A 17,094-nucleotide genomic window follows, 5' to 3' on the forward strand; every position below is an offset into this window, starting at 1 on the left:
AGAAAACGAAAAAGCGCCCCCGGGGCGCTTTTTCATTGTGAGGTCGGAGCACTTGGTATGACGCTCCAGCCTCACGAGGCTTCGTCGAACCGATGAGAGAGCCGGGCGCTCGCGTATAAGGGGGGGACCAAGCCTGTGACTTATACTGCCGGCGACCGGGATGCCGTCGCCAGGGTGACGCCAACCAGGTCAGTCAGTTCGCCAGGGCCTGCGGCCAACTCTCCAAGACGACAAGATCGACGCCTTCGTCCCGGCCGACCACGGCCTGCGCACGGAAATGCGGGCTCTGCCGCGACAATCCGGCCGTGAGGCTGTCGTGGAGGATCTCGTCGTGCGCTACCGAAATGCCCCACGTGCAAGAAGAGAACGGCCGGAAGAAGATGACCGACACGGCAAGAGGCTGGGTCGAGGAGAGCTTGCACTTCCTGCTCGACCAGCGCCAATGTCATCGACGAATGACGGCCTGACGTGCGGCGGATACCGGGTTTGGCAAAAAGGCCCGAGGGCAGCGGCCTGCGTACCGCGTGCTTCTTGCCGGCCGGCCTGCCAGAACTGGGCCGCATCGACAGGGAGCAGATTGCCAAGCTGGTCGGCGTCGCCCCATTGAACCGCGACAGCGGCTTGATGCGCGTCAAGCGTACGGTCGTCGGCGGCAGAAAGCAGGTAGGCTGCCTTGCCGGCGATCCGGTTTGACCCTGCCCCTGCGGACGCTGCCCCACCACTTACTTCGATGGAGCAGTATGGACCGATCGCATCGACAGGATCGGTCCGGTGGTGCGCAAGGACTGACCGCGCTTACTGGAGCGCGGCCTTCACGGCATCGATGGCTTCCTGGGCGCGGGCAGCATCGGGGCCGCCGGCCTGCGCCATGTCCGGCCGGCCGCCACCGCCCTGGCCGCCGAGCGCAGCAGAGGCGACACGCACGAGGTCGACCGCGCTGAAGCGCTGGGTGAGATCGTCGGTGACGCCGACAACCACGCTCGCCTTGCCGTCATCGGCCGCGCCGACGAACACCACGACACCGGAGCCGAGCGACTTCTTGCCCTCGTCCGCAAGCGGCTTGAGGTCCTTGGGCGAAACACCCGAAACGACGCGGCCCATGAAGCCGACGCCGGCAACAGTCTCGTCCGCTGCCGCGGCACCGCTGCCCGCCGCGCCGCCGCCCAGCGCCAGCTTCTTGCGCGCCTCGGTGAGTTCGCGCTCGAGCTTGCGGCGTTCCTCGACCAGCGCCTCGACGCGGGCCTGCGCATCGGCGGGCGACACCTTGAGCGCCGCCGCAATTGCCTTGAGGCGGCGGTCCTGCTCGTCGAGATGACGGCGGGCCGCCTCGCCGGTCAGCGCCTCGATGCGTCGCACGCCCGCAGCCACCGCGCCTTCCGAGACGAGCCGCACAAGGCCGATGTCACCAGTGGCGTTGACATGGGTGCCACCGCAAAGCTCGACCGAATAGGGCTTGCCGGCCTTGTCGCCATCCAGGCCCGTGCCCATCGTCACGACGCGTACCTCGTCGCCGTATTTTTCGCCGAACAGCGCCATGGCGCCCTCGGCAATGGCATCGTCGACGCTCATGAGGCGCGTGGTGATCGGGCTGTTCTGCACCACGACCTCGTTGGCCATGGTCTCGATGCGCTCCAGTTCCTCGGCCGAAATCGGCTTCGGATGCGAGAAGTCGAAGCGCAGGCGCTCCGGCGCCACCAGCGAACCCTTCTGGGCGACATGGGTGCCCAGCACCTCACGCAGCGCCTCGTGGATCAGGTGGGTGGCAGAGTGATTGGAGCGCAGCCGCGTGCGGCGCTCGTGGTCGACCTTCATCTCCACGGCCGCGCCGACCCGGACGCTGCCCTGGACCACCTTGCCGCTGTGCACGAACAGGCCGTCACCCTTTTTCTGCGTGTCGGTGATCTCGACCGCAAAACCTTCGCCCGACATGGTGCCGGTGTCGCCCACCTGGCCGCCGGATTCGCCGTAGAACGGCGTCTGGTTGACGACGATATCGACCATCTCGCCGGCCTGGACGGAACTGACCTCCTCGCCGCTTTTCACCAGCGCGGCGACCACGCCCTCGGCCTGCTCGGTTTCGTAGCCGAGGAACTCGGTGGCGCCGACCTTGTCCTTGACGGCGAACCAGACCGCCTCTGTTGCGGCTTCGCCGGAACCCGCCCAGTTGGCGCGCGCTTCGGCCTTCTGGCGCTCCATGGCAGCATTGAAGCCGTCGGTGTCGACGGAAATGCCGCGCTGGCGCAGCGCATCCTGCGTGAGGTCGAGCGGGAAGCCGTAAGTGTCGTAGAGCTTGAAGGCAGTCTCGCCGTCGAGGCGGTCGCCGGTGCCCAGCGTTTCGGTCGCATCGGAAAGGAGATTGAGGCCGCGCGCGAGCGTCTTGCGGAAGCGGGTTTCCTCAAGCTTCAGCGTCTCGGTGATCAGCGGCTGGCCGCGCAACAGTTCGGGATAGGCCTGGCCCATTTCGCGCACCAGCGCCGGCACCAGACGCCACATCAGCGGCTCGCTGGCGCCGAGAAGCTGGGCATGGCGCATGGCGCGGCGCATGATGCGGCGCAGAACATAGCCGCGCCCTTCGTTGGACGGCAGAACGCCATCGGCAATCAGGAAGCTCGCCGCGCGCAAATGGTCGGCAATTACGCGGTGGCTGGCGCGGTTCTTGCCCTCGGCCCTGACACCGGTCGCCTCTTCCGAGGCACGGATCAGCGCCTGGAACAGGTCGATGTCGTAGTTGTCGTGCTTGCCCTGAAGCACGGCTGCGATGCGCTCCAGCCCCATGCCGGTATCGATCGACGGACGTGGCAGCGCGATGCGCTCTTCCTTCGTCACCTGCTCGAACTGCATGAAGACGAGGTTCCAGATCTCGATGAAGCGGTCGCCGTCTTCATCCGGGCTGCCGGGAGGGCCACCGGCAATGCCTTCGCCGTGGTCGTAGAAGATTTCCGAGCACGGGCCGCAGGGGCCGGTATCACCCATCGCCCAGAAATTGTCGCTGGTCGGGATGCGGATGATCTTCTGCTCGGGCAGGCCCGCGATCTTCTTCCAGAAGCCGGCAGCTTCGTCGTCGGTGTGGTAGACGGTGACCAGCAGGCGCTCGCGATCGAGGCCGAACTCCTTCGTGATCAGGTTCCAGGCGAGCTCGATGGCCTGTTCCTTGAAATAATCGCCGAACGAGAAGTTGCCGAGCATCTCGAAGAAGGTGTGGTGGCGGGCGGTGTAGCCGACATTGTCGAGGTCGTTGTGCTTGCCGCCGGCGCGCACGCATTTCTGCGCGGTCGCGGCGCGCGAATAGTTGCGCGTCTCAAGCCCCGTGAACACGTTCTTGAACTGCACCATGCCGGCATTGACGAACATGAGGGTGGGGTCGTTGCGCGGCACGAGCGGGCTCGATGGCACCACTTCGTGACCGTTCTTCCGGTAATAGTCGAGGAAAGTCGACCGGATTTCGTTTACGCCGCTCATGTCATTGCCTTTGCGAGAGATCCGCCCATGCCGGAGGCGGAAAATGAACATGGCCTTTTAGCCTTCGCATTCTACCCTGTCCAGAACGCCGAAAGCCCTGAGTTTGCTTGTGGCACGGCCACCGGTGGCCCGGACGGGACACACCGAGCCCGTTATACGAAACAGGCCGCCGGCGCGAACGCCGACGGCCTGCCAAACCTTTCGAACTGCGGCGGGCTTTAAGCCTCGCCGACCTCGTCGAAACCGTCTTCGCCACCCTGGTCGAGCATCTTTTCGGCAATCAGGCCGGCGTTCTGGCGCAGCACCGTCTCGATCTCGCGCGCCGTATCGGGGTTGTCACGCAGGAACGTCTTGGCGTTCTCACGGCCCTGGCCGAGGCGCTGCGAATTGTAGGAGAACCAGGCGCCCGACTTCTCGACCACGCCGGCCTTGACGCCGAGATCGATAAGTTCACCGGTCTTGGACACGCCCTCGCCATACATGATGTCGAACTCGACCTGCTTGAAGGGCGGCGCCAGCTTGTTCTTCACCACCTTGACGCGGGTCTGGTTGCCGACGACCTCGTCACGGTCCTTCACCGAGCCGATGCGGCGGATGTCGAGACGCACCGATGCATAGAACTTCAGCGCGTTGCCGCCCGTGGTGGTTTCCGGCGAACCGAACATGACGCCGATCTTCATGCGGATCTGGTTGATGAAGATGACCATGGTGTTGGAACGCGAGATGGTCGCGGTGAGCTTGCGCAGCGCCTGGCTCATCAGGCGGGCCTGCAGGCCGGGCAGTGAATCGCCCATCTCGCCTTCGATTTCGGCGCGCGGGGTGAGTGCCGCGACCGAGTCGACCACCAGAACGTCGATGGCGCCGGAGCGCACCAGCGTGTCGCAGATTTCCAGCGCCTGCTCGCCGGTATCGGGCTGCGAGATCAGGAGGTTTTCCAGGTCAACGCCCAGCTTGCGGGCATAGACGGGGTCGAGCGCGTGTTCGGCGTCGACGAAGGCGCAGATACCGCCCTTCTTCTGTGCCTCTGCCACGGTGTGCAGCGCCATCGTGGTCTTACCCGAGCTTTCCGGGCCGTAAATCTCGACGATACGGCCGCGCGGCAGACCGCCAACGCCGAGCGCAATGTCGAGGCCGAGCGAGCCGGTCGAAACCGTTTCGATCTCGACGCTCTTCTCATTTGCGCCCAGACGCATGATCGAGCCCTTGCCGAAGGCGCGCTCGATTTGCGACAGCGCTGCATCCAGAGCCTTAGTTTTGTCCACCGATTTGTCCTCAACAAGCCGCAACGAATTCTGAGCCATGATACATTACCCCTCGGACGTCAATGAAGGCCGGAATGTCCTTTTCGAGAAAAGATTTGTACCTTTTTTGTTCACGTTTGACAAGAGTGGTTAACTATCTGACAAAGAAAGATATTCCAATTTTGTTCTATTTTTGTACATGGCCGAAAGAACAAGAGACACAAGGCGCGGGAAGTGCACTCCCGCCCCGGTTTCGTCGCCATTTCCTCGATTCGTCGCGGCCGATTGCCCATGGCCGGGAGAAGCCATAAGGTCCGCGGCGCTTCGGCAAGCTCGTTTCGACAGGACACAAGCATGAGATCTCCCAGCATTCTGGCCGTTGGCGGCGCCCACGTGGACCGGCGCGGCCAGGTCAGCGGCGTCTATGTTCCCGGCGCTTCAAACCCGGGAATCATGCGCGAGGACCTGGGCGGCGGAGTTTTCAACGCGGTGCGCAATGCCGTCCGGCGAGGCGCAACAGCGGCGCTGATTTCGGTGCGCGGCGGGGACGCGGCCGGCGACATGGTGGCGCGCGCAATCGCCGCGGAAGGCATAGAGGATCTTTCGGCGGTGTTCCTCGACAGAACCACGCCGAGCTACACCGCCATCCTCGACCAGGACGGCGACGTGATCACCGGCTTTGCCGACATGATGCTCTATGAGCTCGCCTTCCCCAAGCAGATGCGCCGCTCCAAGATGCGCGACGCGCTCGACCGCACCGACGCCATCCTGTGCGACGCAAACCTGCCGTCTGAGGCGTTGCGCAGCCTCGTGGGCCTGGCTGCGGGCAAGCCTGTCTTCGTCATCGCGGTTTCGCCGGCCAAAGTCGTGCGCCTGGACGGCCTGCTTTCCAGCCTTGCCTGCCTGTTCATGAACCGCCGCGAAATCGGCGCGCTGGCCGAAACCGGAGAAGCCGGCATTGCGACTTCGGTCGGGGCGCTGCGCGAGCGCGGTCTTTGCCGCGGCGTCATCACCGCCGGCGAAAGCGCGGTTATCGGCTTCGATGGCGACGAGCTGTTTTCGATCGAGCCGCCAAAAGCGCGCAAAGTGGTCGATGTGACCGGCGCGGGCGATGCGCTGGCCGGCGCCACGACGGTTGCCATGCTGCGCGGCCTGCCGCTTCGCCAAGCGCTGCGCGAGGGCGTTGCGGCGGCGGTGCTGGCCGTCGAGAGCGACAAGTCAGCGCCTGAGCTTTCGCCAGAGGATTTTGCCGCAATGCTTTCCCTTGTGCCTCAGGCCGAGGAATTGCATGAAGGCGCAAATATCGGAGATACCCCATGACGCCAGAAACCGCCCGCCCCTTCGTCGACATCCATGCGCCCGTTGCCGAGGCGCTCGCCTCGGGCAAGCCGGTGGTGGCACTGGAAAGCACCATCATCACCCACGGCATGCCCTATCCGCAGAACAGCGAGATGGCCGCCAATGTCGAAAAAATCATCCGCGACGAGGGCGCGGTGCCCGCTACCATCGCCGTGATCGATGGCCGCCTGAAGATCGGCCTTTCGGACGCGGAGCGCGAGGCGCTGGCAAAGACCACTGGCACCATGAAGCTTTCTCGCGCCGACCTGGCCTTTGCGGTGGCACAGGGGCGCACCGGCGGCACCACGGTTGCCGCCACCATGATCGCGGCGCATATGGCCGGCATCCGCGTCTTCGCCACCGGCGGCATCGGCGGCGTGCACAAGGGTGCGGAAAAGAGCTTTGACATTTCCGCCGACCTCGACGAACTGGCGCGCACGCCGGTCATCGTCGTTTCGGCCGGCGCCAAGGCCATTCTCGACATCGAAAAGACGCTGGAAGTGCTGGAAACACGCGGCGTTCCGGTGGTCGCCTTCGGCTCGGACGTGGTGCCGGCCTTCTGGTCGCGCGTCTCGCCTTATGCAGCGCCGCTTCGTCTCGACGCTGCCGAAGACATTTCCGGCTTCTTCCGCACGCGCCAGGCGCTCGGCCTCGGCGGCGGCATGCTGGTGGCCAATCCGGTTCCTGAAGCCGACGAGATTCCGGTCGAGACGATGGCCGGCTACGTCGATGCCGCGCAGCGCGACGCAGAGGCGCAGGGCATCTCCGGCAAGGCGGTGACCCCGTTCCTGCTGGCCCGCCTCCTCGAACTGACCAATGGCGCGAGCCTGAAGACCAATATCGCGCTGGTGGAAAACAATGCGCGCTTGGCGGCCAGGATCGCCAAGGGCCTCTAGAACGGGGCCCGGGCGGAGGGGCGAAGCCCCTTCGCCCACCGGCAAGTGCGGCGCGTTCGCGGGCGACAGGCGGCAGCACAATTGCCGAAATCGCGCTTCCTTCAGCGAACCGTAATTTCCTTAAAAGAATCGTGACCTGAGGCCTGGGGCTAGCGCGACCGGCGGCCTTCATTTTGCCAGGGCGAACAGCCATTGAGGCGCTACCGGGGCCGGCGACTTCAACCGGAATGATCTTTTGATCCGCACATGAGCATGCAAGCCAAAGACGACGAAGACCAAGCCGGCGAACACCCCTACACGCCCTTTCTGGAAGCCATGCGGCCTTTGACGGGCAAGTGGAAGATCGAGATCATGTGGGCACTGGCGCAGCACACGCATCGCTTCGGCGAGTTGCGGCGAGCGCTTCCGGGCATCACCCAGCACATGCTGACCGTGCAGTTGCGCGAACTGGAGGCGGACGGGCTGGTCAAGCGCACGGCCTATGACGAAAGCCCGCCCCGCGTCGAATACGACATCACCGAGGCCGCCTATGGGCTGCGGCCGGTGTTCGAGGCCTTCATCGCTTGGTCAAAGCAGTACGGCCCGATCGCGCGCAGACTAAAGGCCGAACAGGAGAGGAAGGGAGCAGGCGCTAGCTCGCCCCCTGCCTGAAGAAGCTAGTTGCCGAACTTGCCGGTGCGCGGAAAGCCCTTGGGCACCATACGGCCGGCAGCGGCGCGGTTGCCGATCCACTCCAGCAGTTCCTCGCGGCTGCGCACAAAGGTGCGCTCGGCCGAATCCTGCCAGGTGAGACCTTCGGCGATGGCAAAAAGCTTCAGGTCGAGCACGCCGCCATCCTTGTAGCGCTGCAGGCGTACGCCCTTGCCGCGGGTCATTTCCGGAATTTCGGAGAGCGCGAACACCAGCATCTTGCGGTTGTCGCCGACGATGGCGACGTGGTCGCCCTTCACCGGCAGGCAAAGCTTGGCCTCGTCGGGCAGCTTGACGTTCATCACCTGCTTGCCCTTGCGGGTGTTGGCAACGACGTCCGTCTCCGGCACGACAAAGCCATTGCCGTCGCGCGAGACCAGCAGCAGCTTGCGCGATGGGTCGTGCACGAAAGCGGTGACGATGTCCTGATCGTTCTCCATGTCGACGATGATGCGGATGGGTTCGCCATGGCCGCGGCCGCCCGGCAGCCGGTCGACGCCGATGGTGTAGAACTTGCCGCCCGTGGTGAAGACCAGGATCTTGTCGGTGGTCTGTGCGTGGAAGGCGAGCTTGAGGCCGTCGCCCTCCTTGAAGCTGAACAGCAAATGGTCGTTGAGGTGACCCTTCATGGCCCGCAGCCAGCCCTTTTCAGAGATGACGACAGTAACCGGCTCCTTCTCGATCATCGCGTTCTGGATTTCGCTCAGATCGTGGTCGGGGGCATCGGCGAAGGTCGTGCGGCGCTTGCCGAGTGCCGGGTTTTCCTCGGGTCCGAAATCGCGGCGCACCTCATGGACCTGCCAGGCGATGGTCTTCCACTGCCTGGCATCGGAAGCCAGCAACTGCTCGATCTCGGCCTTCTCGCCGCTGAGAGCATCGTGCTCCTTGCGGATCTCGATTTCCTCGAGCTTGCGCAACGCGCGCAGCCGCATGTTGAGGATCGCTTCGGCCTGGGTGTCGGTGAGCGCCCAGCGGGCCATCATCACCTGCTTGGGCTCGTCCTCTTCGCGGATGATGCGGATCACCTCGTCGAGGTTGAGATAGGCGATGAGATAGCCGGCGAGGATTTCCAGCCGGCGCTCGATCTCGGCCAGACGATGCCTGGAGCGGCGGACCAGCACTTCCTTGCGGTGCTCCAGCCACTCCTGAAGAACCGTCTTCAGCGAAAGTACGTTCGGCACCTTGCCGCGCGACAGCACGTTCATGTTGAGCGGGAAGCGGCTTTCAAGCTCCGTGAGCTTGAACAGCGATTCCATCAACAGGCCCGGATCGACGGTGCGGCTCTTGGGCACAAGCACGAGGCGGATGTCTTCCGCGCTCTCGTCGCGAATGTCTTCCAGGAGCGGCAGCTTGCGGGCCACCAGAAGCTCGGCGATCTTCTCGATCAGGCGCGATTTCTGGACCTGATACGGTATCTCGGTGACGACGATGTGCCAGGTGCCGCGGCCCTGGTCCTCGACCGAATAGCGGGCACGGACGCGGAAGGAGCCCCTGCCGGTCTCGTATGCCTCCAGGATCGAGGCGCGGTTGTCGATGATGATGCCGCCGGTGGGGAAATCCGGCCCCTGCACCAAGCCGTCGCCCGGCTCCTTGCTGATGAGGTCGTCGACGGTGGCTTCGGGATGATCGATCAGGTGGAGCGCAGCCGTGCAAAGCTCGGCCGCGTTGTGCGGCGGAATGGAAGTGGCCATGCCGACCGCGATGCCCGACGAGCCGTTGGCGAGCAGGTTGGGGAAGGCGCCGGGCAGCACCACCGGCTCCTCGTCTTCCTCGTTGTAGGTCGGTCGATAGTCGACCGCATCCTCGGTAATGCCCTCCAAAAGCGCTGTCGAAACTTCGGTCATGCGCGCTTCGGTGTAGCGCATGGCGGCGGCGTTATCGCCGTCGATGTTGCCGAAGTTGCCCTGCCCGTCGACCAGCGGATAGCGCACGGCAAAGTCCTGCGCCAGGCGCACCAGCGCGTCGTAGATCGACTGGTCGCCATGCGGGTGGAACTTACCCATCACCTCGCCGACGATGCGGGCGCACTTGGCAAAGCCCTGGTCGGGGTTGAGGCGCAGCAGCCGCATCGCATGCATGATGCGCCGGTGCACGGGTTTGAGCCCGTCGCGCACGTCCGGCAGCGCACGGTGCATGATGGTCGATAGCGCATAGGCAAGATAGCGCTCTTCCAGCGCCTTCTTCAGATCGACCGGTTCAATATGATCGCCATCGCCGGAGCCCGGCGGCAAAAGCCCTTTTCCCATAAAATTCGGTTATCCGACCGGCTGATTCGCGACAAGAGGGCGAATTGTAGCAAAAGCGCAAGCCCGTCGGACCATACCCCGATCGCGGAGCATCCGCGCCCTTCTTTCAATTGCCTTTTGCACGCTTTTTTGAGCATTCTGTGCGAAATGCCTCACTTTCCCGCGCATGCCCCAACGCGAGAAGCAACGTTCATGCATTTCCCGATCTCAAGGATCACAAAATGACGATGTTCCGTCCAGCTTTTTACAAGCTCGCATTTTCAACCGTTTTCGTTGCCGCTTCGCTGCAGGGCGCCCATGCACAGGATGCATCGGAAGTTGCCTCCCGCCTGAAGCAACTGCTGGCCGCCCAGAGCATGGACTTGGACTGGAAGTCCGCCAGCGGCACTTCCTCCGAAATGGTGCTCCAAGGCGTCACCGTCGGCATACCGGGCGAGGCCGAGCGTTTTTCGATCGGCTCGCTGACGCTCGAGGGCGTGAGCGAGGCCGGCGGCAGCTACAAAATCGAAACGATCAGCACCGAGCCCTATCATTATGCGCACGACAAGAGCTCGGTGGATATCAGTTCGCTGGTTCTGTCGGGCGTCGTTCTCCCGCCCGAGGGGGCAACAACCGATCCCCTTGCCTCGATGGTCATGTATCAGAGTGCGGAACTGGCCAGCATCGAGGTGAAGGCCGACGGCAAGGATGTGTTCTCGCTCTCCAACCTGTCGATGGAAATCACGCCGCCGAAGGATGGCAAGGCGATGGAATTCACCGGTTCGGCGGAAGGCTTCTCCGCCGACCTGACATCCATCGACGACCGCGACACGCGCAAGGTGCTCGACAGCCTTGGCTACCAGCAGATCAGCGGCTCCATCGAAATGGCGGGCCTGTGGCATCCGGACGATGGCCGGCTCGCGCTTTCGCAATATGACGTGACGGTCGAGAACGCCGGCACGTTCGGAATGAGCTTCGACATCGGCGGCTACACGCTCGCATTCATGAAGTCGTTGCAGGACGTGCAGAAGAAGATGGCCGAGTTGCCCGAAGGCGCTGACAACACAGCGCAGGGGTTCGCCATGCTGGGGCTGATGCAGCAACTGACCTTTAAGGGCGCCAGCCTGCGCTATTACGACGACTCGCTGGTGGGCAAGGTGCTGAACTACCTTGCCGAACAGCAGGGCGTGAAGCCGTCCGACGTCGCCAACCAGACCAAGGCCATCCTGCCGTTCATGACGGCGCAACTCAACAACCCGGAGCTTTCCGGCCAGATCACTGCGGCGGTCAATAAATTCCTGGACGATCCGCAGAGCATCGAGATCAAGGCCGCTCCAGCCTCCCCGGTGCCGTTCGCGCTGCTGGCGGCCAGTGCGATGTCCGCGCCGCTCGAGCTGCCAAAGACGCTTGGCGTGATCGTGAAGGCGAACGAAGACTGAGCGGCTGGGCCACGCGCCCAAAATCCCTCAAAAAATGATAAAGGCGGAGCGATGATCGCTCCGCCTTTTAGTAATCGCTGTTGATGGCCGGCGCCTCAGCCCTGCAGAGCGCGGCGACGATCCGGCGTGATGGCTTCGTCGGCAAGAGCGGCCACCGCCTCGTCCAGCGTCATGGACTGCTGGTCGCGCGAGCCGAGCCGGCGGACGTTGACCGTCGCCTCCTCCGCCTCGCGCTTGCCGCAGACGAGAATGACCGGGACCTTGGCCAGCGAATGCTCGCGGACCTTGTAGTTGATCTTCTCGTTGCGCAGGTCGGCCTCGGCCGACAGGCCAGCTGCCTTGAGGCGCTTCACCACGGATTGCGCGTATTCGTCGGCGTCCGAGGTGATCGTCGCCACCACCACCTGCAGCGGCGCGAACCACAGCGGGAAGTGGCCCGCATAGTTCTCGATCAGGATACCGAGGAAACGTTCCATGGAGCCGCAGATGGCGCGGTGGATCATCACCGGCTGCTTCTTCTCCGAATCGTTGCCGATGTAGAAGGCGCCGAAGCGTTCCGGCAGGTTGAAGTCGACCTGCGTGGTGCCGCACTGCCATTCGCGGCCGATGGCGTCCTTCAGCACATATTCGAACTTCGGCCCGTAGAACGCGCCCTCGCCCGGATTGATCGACGTCTTGATGCGGTTGCCCGATCGTGTCCGGATCGTCTCCAGAACGTTCGACATGATCTCCTCTGCGTGGTCCCACGCCTCGTCGGAGCCCACGCGCTTGTCCGGTCGCGTGGAGAGCTTCACGCTGATCTCGTCGAAGCCGAAATCGGCATAGGTCGACAGGATCAGGTCGTTGATGCGCAGGCACTCTTCGGCGAGTTGGTCCTCGGTGCAGAAGATGTGCGCATCGTCCTGCGTGAAGCCGCGCACGCGCATCAGCCCATGCAGCGCGCCGGATGGCTCGTAGCGATGGACGTTGCCGAATTCGGCAAGCTTGATCGGCAGATCGCGGTAGGACTTCAAGCCATGCTTGAAGATCTGCACGTGACCCGGGCAGTTCATCGGCTTGAGCGCGAAGACGCGGTCGTCGTCGGTGTCGTCGCCGGCGACCGTCACCTTGAACATGGCGTCGCGATACCAGCCCCAGTGACCGGAAGTCTCCCACAGGCTCTTGTCGAGCACTTGCGGTGCGTTGACTTCCTGATAGCCCTGCTGGTCGAGGCGGCGGCGCATGTAGGACACGAGGTTCTGGAACATCTTCCAGCCCTTGGCGTGCCAGAAGACCACGCCCGGTCCCTCCTCCTGGAAATGGAACAGGTCCATCTCGCGGCCGAGGCGACGGTGATCGCGCTTCTCGGCCTCTTCCAGCATGTGAAGATACTGGTCGAGCTGCGCCTGGTCAGCCCAGGCGGTGCCGTAGATGCGTGTCAGCATCGGGTTGTTGGCGTCGCCGCGCCAATAGGCGCCGGCCACCTTCATCAGCTTGAAGGCGTTGCCGATCTGGCCGGTCGAGGCCATGTGCGGGCCGCGGCAGAGGTCGAACCACTCGCCCTGGGAATAGATCTTGAGGTCCTGATCCTCGGGGATCGCGTCGATCAGCTCGACCTTGTAGGCCTCGCCCTTGTCGCGGAACACCTGCCTGGCCTTCTCGCGGTCCCAGACCTCCTTGGTGAAGGGCTTGTTGCGGGCGATGATCTCGCGCATCTTCTTCTCGATGGCGGGGAAATCTTCCGGCGTGAAGGGTTCGTTGCGCGCAAAGTCGTAATAGAAACCGTTCTCGATCACCGGGCCGATGGTGACCTGGGTTCCGGGCCAAAGCTCCTGCACAGCCTCGGCGAGCACGTGGGCTGCGTCGTGGCGGATCAGTTCAAGCGCGCGCGGATCGTCACGGGTGACGATTTCGATTTTGCCGGACTTGCCGAGCGGGTCGGAAAGATCGCGCAGTTCGCCGTCGATGGCGTAGGCCACCGCCTTCTTGGCCAGTGACTTGGAAATCGACTCGGCAAGGCCCATGCCGGTCATCGCCGCTTCGTATTCGCGGACGGAACCATCGGGAAATGTAAGGGAAACAGAATTCAGCAAAGCTCTTCTCCATATCCAGTCCCGCAAACGAGCGCGGGTGGTGATGCCGGGATTTTCGCATCCGGCGGGCGAGCGGTCTTTTAGGGTGAGTTTGACGCGTCGTAAAGCACCGAGCGTCAGGAATGCCCCTGCGGCGCCTTGCCAATGTGCCAGTAGCGCCAGGGCGTGTACCAGCGATAGCGCTGTTGCAATATCTCCGGAACACGGTCGATGCCGTGGGTGCCCCAGGGGCCACAGCGCATCACGCGGAACAGCCCCATCCAGCCGCCGGCCCACAGGCCGTGCCGGGCGATGGCCTCATAGGCATATTCCGAGCAAGTAGGCAGATGCCGGCAGGAATTGCCGACAAACCCGGACAGCGTGAGCTGATAGAGGCGCACCAGTGACACCCCTAGAAGACGCCCGGGCGTCTTCGACCAAGGACCGGACCAGTTGCGCCCTCTGGCGACGGGCACGCTTCCGCGGCCGCCTTGCTCATCGTGCCGATGACCACAGGCGTGATCGTCGTCCCGACCGCCGCTCATCGTCCGCTTTGCCCCAACAAGAAACCCATGCACCTGTAGATGGCTTGCCTTGCGCTATTTCGCAATGTTTTGGCGAATATGTCGCTGCCGGCCAGGCGTTTCCGCAAGGTCGTCAACCCGGCGTGAACAGTCCGTGCTCGGTCCGGCGAATGTGAAGCGTGCGCCAAGCTGCTTATCTGGTTCATCGAACCGATCGCCACAATCTCGGGCAATCTGCTGCCCTGCGAGATTCAGGGCGATTGCGATAATCGTCATTGCCGGTCAAATATCCGGCCAATGCAGAGGGACACCATGTCGGACAAGATTGAATTCGGGCTCGATACCTTCGGTGACGTCACCGCCGGCGCCAACGGCCAGCTTCTGCCGCAGGCACAGGTTATCCGCAACGTCGTGGACGAGGCCGTGCTGGCCGATCAGCTCGGCATCGATTTCATCGGCGTGGGCGAACACCACCGCGACGATTTTGCCGTGTCGACGCCGGAAACTGTGCTGGCCGCGATCGCGGCGCGCACGGGGCGCATCAAGCTCGGCTCCGCCGTCACGGTGCTGAGTTCGGACGACCCGATCCGCGTCTTCCAGCGTTTTTCAACGGTCGACGCCCTCTCGAACGGGCGGGCCGAAGTGATTCTCGGTCGCGGCTCCTTCACCGAATCCTTTCCGCTGTTCGGGTTCCGGCTCAACGACTACGAGACGCTTTTCACTGAAAAGCTCGACCTGTTCGCGGGACTGCTGAAAGGCGGCCCCGTCAGTTGGCAGGGCTCGACGCGGCCGCCCCTGCACGACCAGCGGGTCTACCCGCCGACGGAATCCGGCACGCTCAAAACCTGGATCGGCGTGGGCGGCAGCCCCGAATCGGTGGTGCGCGCGGCGCGCTACAACCTGCCCATGATCCTTGCCATCATCGGCGGCGATCCGAAGCGTTTCCGCCCCTTTGTCGACCTCTATTACCGGGCTATCGACCAACTCGGCGGCCAAAGGCAGCCGATCGGCGTGCATTCGCCGGGCTATGTCGCTGACACCGACGAGCAGGCGCGCGAAGAACTGTGGCCGAACTACAAGAAGATGCACGACCGCATCGGCGCCGAGCGTGGCTGGCCGCCGACCACGCAGGCCGCATTCAATTCAGAGGCCGATCTCGGTTCGCTCTATGTCGGTTCACCGGAGACGGTGGCCCGCAAGATCGCCGCGACGGTCAAGGCGCTCGGCATCTCGCGTTTCCAGATGAAATACTCGTCCGGGCCGCTGCCGCATGAAAAGATGATGCGCTCAATCGAGCTCTACGGCACCAAGGTGGTGCCGATGGTACGCGACCTGATTGCCTGAAACAAAAGCGCCGGCTCGCAATGGGCCGGCGCATGTCTTTCCAACTTCGGGACCGCCTTCAGGCAGCCGCCTCGGCGTGCTTCCTTTCGATCTGGCCGATGCAATCGACGACCGCGTCGAAGGTCAGCATGGTCGAGGCATGGCGGGCCTTGTAGTCGCGCACCGGCTCCAGATATTTCAGGTCGGCGAATCGGCCCTGCGGCGGGGGGCCGTTTTCCTTCAGCATCTTCAGCATGGTTTCGCGCACATCGCGCAGCTCGTCGGCGCTCGCGCCCACGACATTGGCGGCCATGATCGAGGACGAAGCCTGGCCGAGCGCGCAGGCCTTCACATCATGGGCGAAGTGGGTGACGATGCCGTCCTTCATCTTGAGATCGACTGTCACCGTCGAGCCGCATAATTTTGAATGCGCGGTCGCGGTGGCATCGGGGTGCTCAAGCCGACCGATCCGTGCAATATTACCTGCGAAGCCAAGAATTTTCGCATTGTAGACGTCATCGATCATGATTTTCCAACCCGTCGCCGTTTCGGAAACAGCCTGTGCCGTTTCGGCATCTTTCATTCGTGCCGCTAACCCTTATATAATGCTTATGATCCGACAACGGCAAGGCAGCGCCCTGCCCGCTCGGATTTCCGTCACGCCGCTTTCGGGCCGGACTCTCCGACATCCCGTTAAAGGCTGTGGTCCGTTCAACTCGTCCCTCCTCTGAGTGGGACTACGGGAGACACCTTTCATGGACGCCGTGATCAAGAAATTGATGCCGAAATCCGAATATCTCGAAAAGCCGGCGACCGACAGGCCAGACCAGGCGGAGGTCGAGGCGGCCGTGCGAACGCTGCTGCGCTGGACCGGCGACAACCCGGACCGCGAGGGCCTGATCGACACGCCGAAGCGCGTCGCCAAGGCATATCTGGAGATGTTCAACGGCTACGACATGTGCCCGGCAGAAGAGCTCGGCCGCACGTTCGAAGAAGTGGCCGGCTATGACGATCTCGTGCTGGTGCGGGATATCGAGTTCCACTCGCATTGCGAGCACCACATGGTGCCCATCATCGGCCGCGCCCATGTCGGCTACCTGCCGGACGGCAGGGTCGTCGGCCTCTCCAAGATTGCGCGGGTGGTCGACATCTTCGCCCACCGCCTGCAGACGCAGGAAGCCATGACGGCGCAGATCGCCAACGTCATCCAGGACGTGCTCAATCCGCGCGGCGTGGCGGTGATGATCGAGGCCGAGCATATGTGCATGGCCATGCGGGGTATCCGCAAGCAGGGCTCCACCACGCTGACTTCGACCTTTACCGGCGTGTTCAAGGACAGCCCCGAAGAGCAACTGCGCTTCATGACCATGGTGCGCCACGGCAGCAAATAAGCCGGGCGGCTGGCCGCCGGCTTCGCGAGACAGGGAGCCGGCGATGTCCGCGCTTGAATTCCCCAAAACTCCGACCGACAAGAAGGCGATCGAAGAGGGCGAAGTCTTTGCGCCGCGCTTCGACGCCAACGGCCTCGTGACGGCGGTGGTGACCGACGCCAGCGACGGCGTGCTCTTGATGGTGGCGCATATGAACGCCGAAGCGCTGGCGCTCACCGTCGAGACCGGCATCGCCCATTACTGGTCGCGTTCGCGCAAATCGCTCTGGAAGAAGGGCGAGACATCCGGCAATTTCCAGCACGTGGTCGAGATGCGCACCGACTGCGACCAGGACGCGGTGTTGCTGCGCGTAAACGTGTCCGGTCACGATGCAACCTGCCATACCGGACGACGTTCCTGCTTCTATCGAAAGGTGGAACGCAAGGACGGCGGCGTCGTTCTAACAGGTGATGGCACCGAACCGCTTTTCGACGTGAAAAGGACATATCAAGGCGCCACATAATAGGCGTCGGCCTCT

General features: G+C 63.5%; 14 protein-coding genes and 1 pseudogene. 8 read left to right on the forward strand and 7 right to left on the reverse strand.

What is annotated here, in order from left to right:
• Positions 1–193: 193 nt before the first annotated feature.
• Positions 194–391 (reverse strand): hypothetical protein, encoded by a 198-nt coding sequence (locus ABLE86_RS00360; protein ID WP_348776937.1) that lies wholly within the window; start codon positions 389–391, stop codon positions 194–196.
• Positions 392–531: 140 nt separating this feature from the next.
• On the opposite strand from ABLE86_RS00360, the pseudogene ABLE86_RS00365 reads away from it, so the two are divergent.
• Positions 532–700, forward strand: a pseudogene (locus ABLE86_RS00365) (IS110 family transposase); the annotation flags it as partial.
• A gap of 95 nt (positions 701–795) precedes the next feature.
• Here ABLE86_RS00365 and alaS read toward each other — a convergent pair.
• Together alaS and recA are read right to left on the reverse strand one after the other, a co-directional pair.
• A complete protein-coding gene (gene alaS / locus ABLE86_RS00370; protein WP_348776938.1) occupies positions 796–3,459 on the reverse strand; it encodes an alanine--tRNA ligase in 2,664 nt (887 codons plus the stop codon).
• Positions 3,460–3,677: 218 nt separating this feature from the next.
• Positions 3,678–4,760, reverse strand: a complete 1,083-nt coding sequence (gene recA / locus ABLE86_RS00375; protein WP_348776939.1) for a recombinase RecA — start codon at positions 4,758–4,760, stop codon at positions 3,678–3,680.
• 294 nt (positions 4,761–5,054) lie between these two features.
• Between recA and ABLE86_RS00380 the strand changes: the two genes are divergently transcribed.
• The 3 genes from ABLE86_RS00380 to ABLE86_RS00390 all read left to right on the forward strand — a co-directional run bounded on the left by ABLE86_RS00380 (position 5,055) and on the right by ABLE86_RS00390 (position 7,585).
• Positions 5,055–6,020 (forward strand): carbohydrate kinase family protein, encoded by a 966-nt coding sequence (locus ABLE86_RS00380; RefSeq protein WP_348776940.1) that lies wholly within the window; start codon positions 5,055–5,057, stop codon positions 6,018–6,020.
• Entirely contained in the window at positions 6,017–6,934 is a 918-nt protein-coding gene (locus tag ABLE86_RS00385; protein WP_348776941.1) for a pseudouridine-5'-phosphate glycosidase, read from the forward strand. Before ABLE86_RS00380 ends, ABLE86_RS00385 begins: the two co-directional genes overlap by 4 nt.
• A gap of 315 nt (positions 6,935–7,249) precedes the next feature.
• Positions 7,250–7,585 carry a helix-turn-helix domain-containing protein gene (locus tag ABLE86_RS00390; RefSeq protein WP_348777703.1) on the forward strand — a complete coding sequence of 112 codons (336 nt, stop codon included), beginning with the start codon at positions 7,250–7,252 and terminating at the stop codon, positions 7,583–7,585.
• A 5-nt stretch (positions 7,586–7,590) separates the two neighbouring features.
• Here ABLE86_RS00390 and parC read toward each other — a convergent pair whose 3' ends face one another.
• Positions 7,591–9,870 carry a DNA topoisomerase IV subunit A gene (gene parC, locus ABLE86_RS00395; RefSeq protein WP_348776942.1) on the reverse strand — a complete coding sequence of 760 codons (2,280 nt, stop codon included), beginning with the start codon at positions 9,868–9,870 and terminating at the stop codon, positions 7,591–7,593.
• A gap of 221 nt (positions 9,871–10,091) precedes the next feature.
• On the opposite strand from parC, the gene ABLE86_RS00400 reads away from it, so the two are divergent.
• Positions 10,092–11,288, forward strand: coding sequence for a hypothetical protein (locus ABLE86_RS00400; protein WP_348776943.1), 1,197 nt, complete (start codon positions 10,092–10,094; stop codon positions 11,286–11,288).
• A gap of 95 nt (positions 11,289–11,383) precedes the next feature.
• Here ABLE86_RS00400 and thrS read toward each other — a convergent pair whose 3' ends face one another.
• Together thrS and yidD are read right to left on the reverse strand one after the other, a co-directional pair.
• A complete protein-coding gene (gene thrS, locus ABLE86_RS00405) occupies positions 11,384–13,360 on the reverse strand; it encodes a threonine--tRNA ligase (protein ID WP_348776944.1) in 1,977 nt (658 codons plus the stop codon).
• Between the two features lie 116 nt (positions 13,361–13,476).
• Positions 13,477–13,815, reverse strand: a complete 339-nt coding sequence (gene yidD / locus ABLE86_RS00410; RefSeq protein ID WP_348776945.1) for a membrane protein insertion efficiency factor YidD — start codon at positions 13,813–13,815, stop codon at positions 13,477–13,479.
• 360 nt (positions 13,816–14,175) lie between these two features.
• Between yidD and ABLE86_RS00415 the strand changes: the two genes are divergently transcribed.
• Positions 14,176–15,207 (forward strand): LLM class flavin-dependent oxidoreductase, encoded by a 1,032-nt coding sequence (locus tag ABLE86_RS00415; protein WP_348776946.1) that lies wholly within the window; start codon positions 14,176–14,178, stop codon positions 15,205–15,207.
• A 58-nt stretch (positions 15,208–15,265) separates the two neighbouring features.
• Here the strand turns inward: ABLE86_RS00415 and ABLE86_RS00420 are convergent, their stop codons facing one another.
• Positions 15,266–15,712 (reverse strand): iron-sulfur cluster assembly scaffold protein, encoded by a 447-nt coding sequence (locus ABLE86_RS00420; RefSeq protein WP_348776947.1) that lies wholly within the window; start codon positions 15,710–15,712, stop codon positions 15,266–15,268.
• Positions 15,713–15,941: 229 nt separating this feature from the next.
• Between ABLE86_RS00420 and folE the strand changes: the two genes are divergently transcribed.
• Positions 15,942–16,577, forward strand: coding sequence for a GTP cyclohydrolase I FolE (gene folE / locus ABLE86_RS00425; protein ID WP_348776948.1), 636 nt, complete (start codon positions 15,942–15,944; stop codon positions 16,575–16,577).
• A 43-nt stretch (positions 16,578–16,620) separates the two neighbouring features.
• On the forward strand, positions 16,621–17,079 hold the full coding sequence (gene hisI / locus ABLE86_RS00430; protein ID WP_348776949.1) for a phosphoribosyl-AMP cyclohydrolase: 459 nt from the start codon (positions 16,621–16,623) through the stop codon (positions 17,077–17,079).
• Positions 17,080–17,094 lie beyond the last annotated feature (15 nt).

It is taken from the genome of Mesorhizobium sp. KR2-14, from assembly GCF_040049255.1.
GTDB lineage: Bacteria > Pseudomonadota > Alphaproteobacteria > Rhizobiales > Rhizobiaceae > Pseudaminobacter.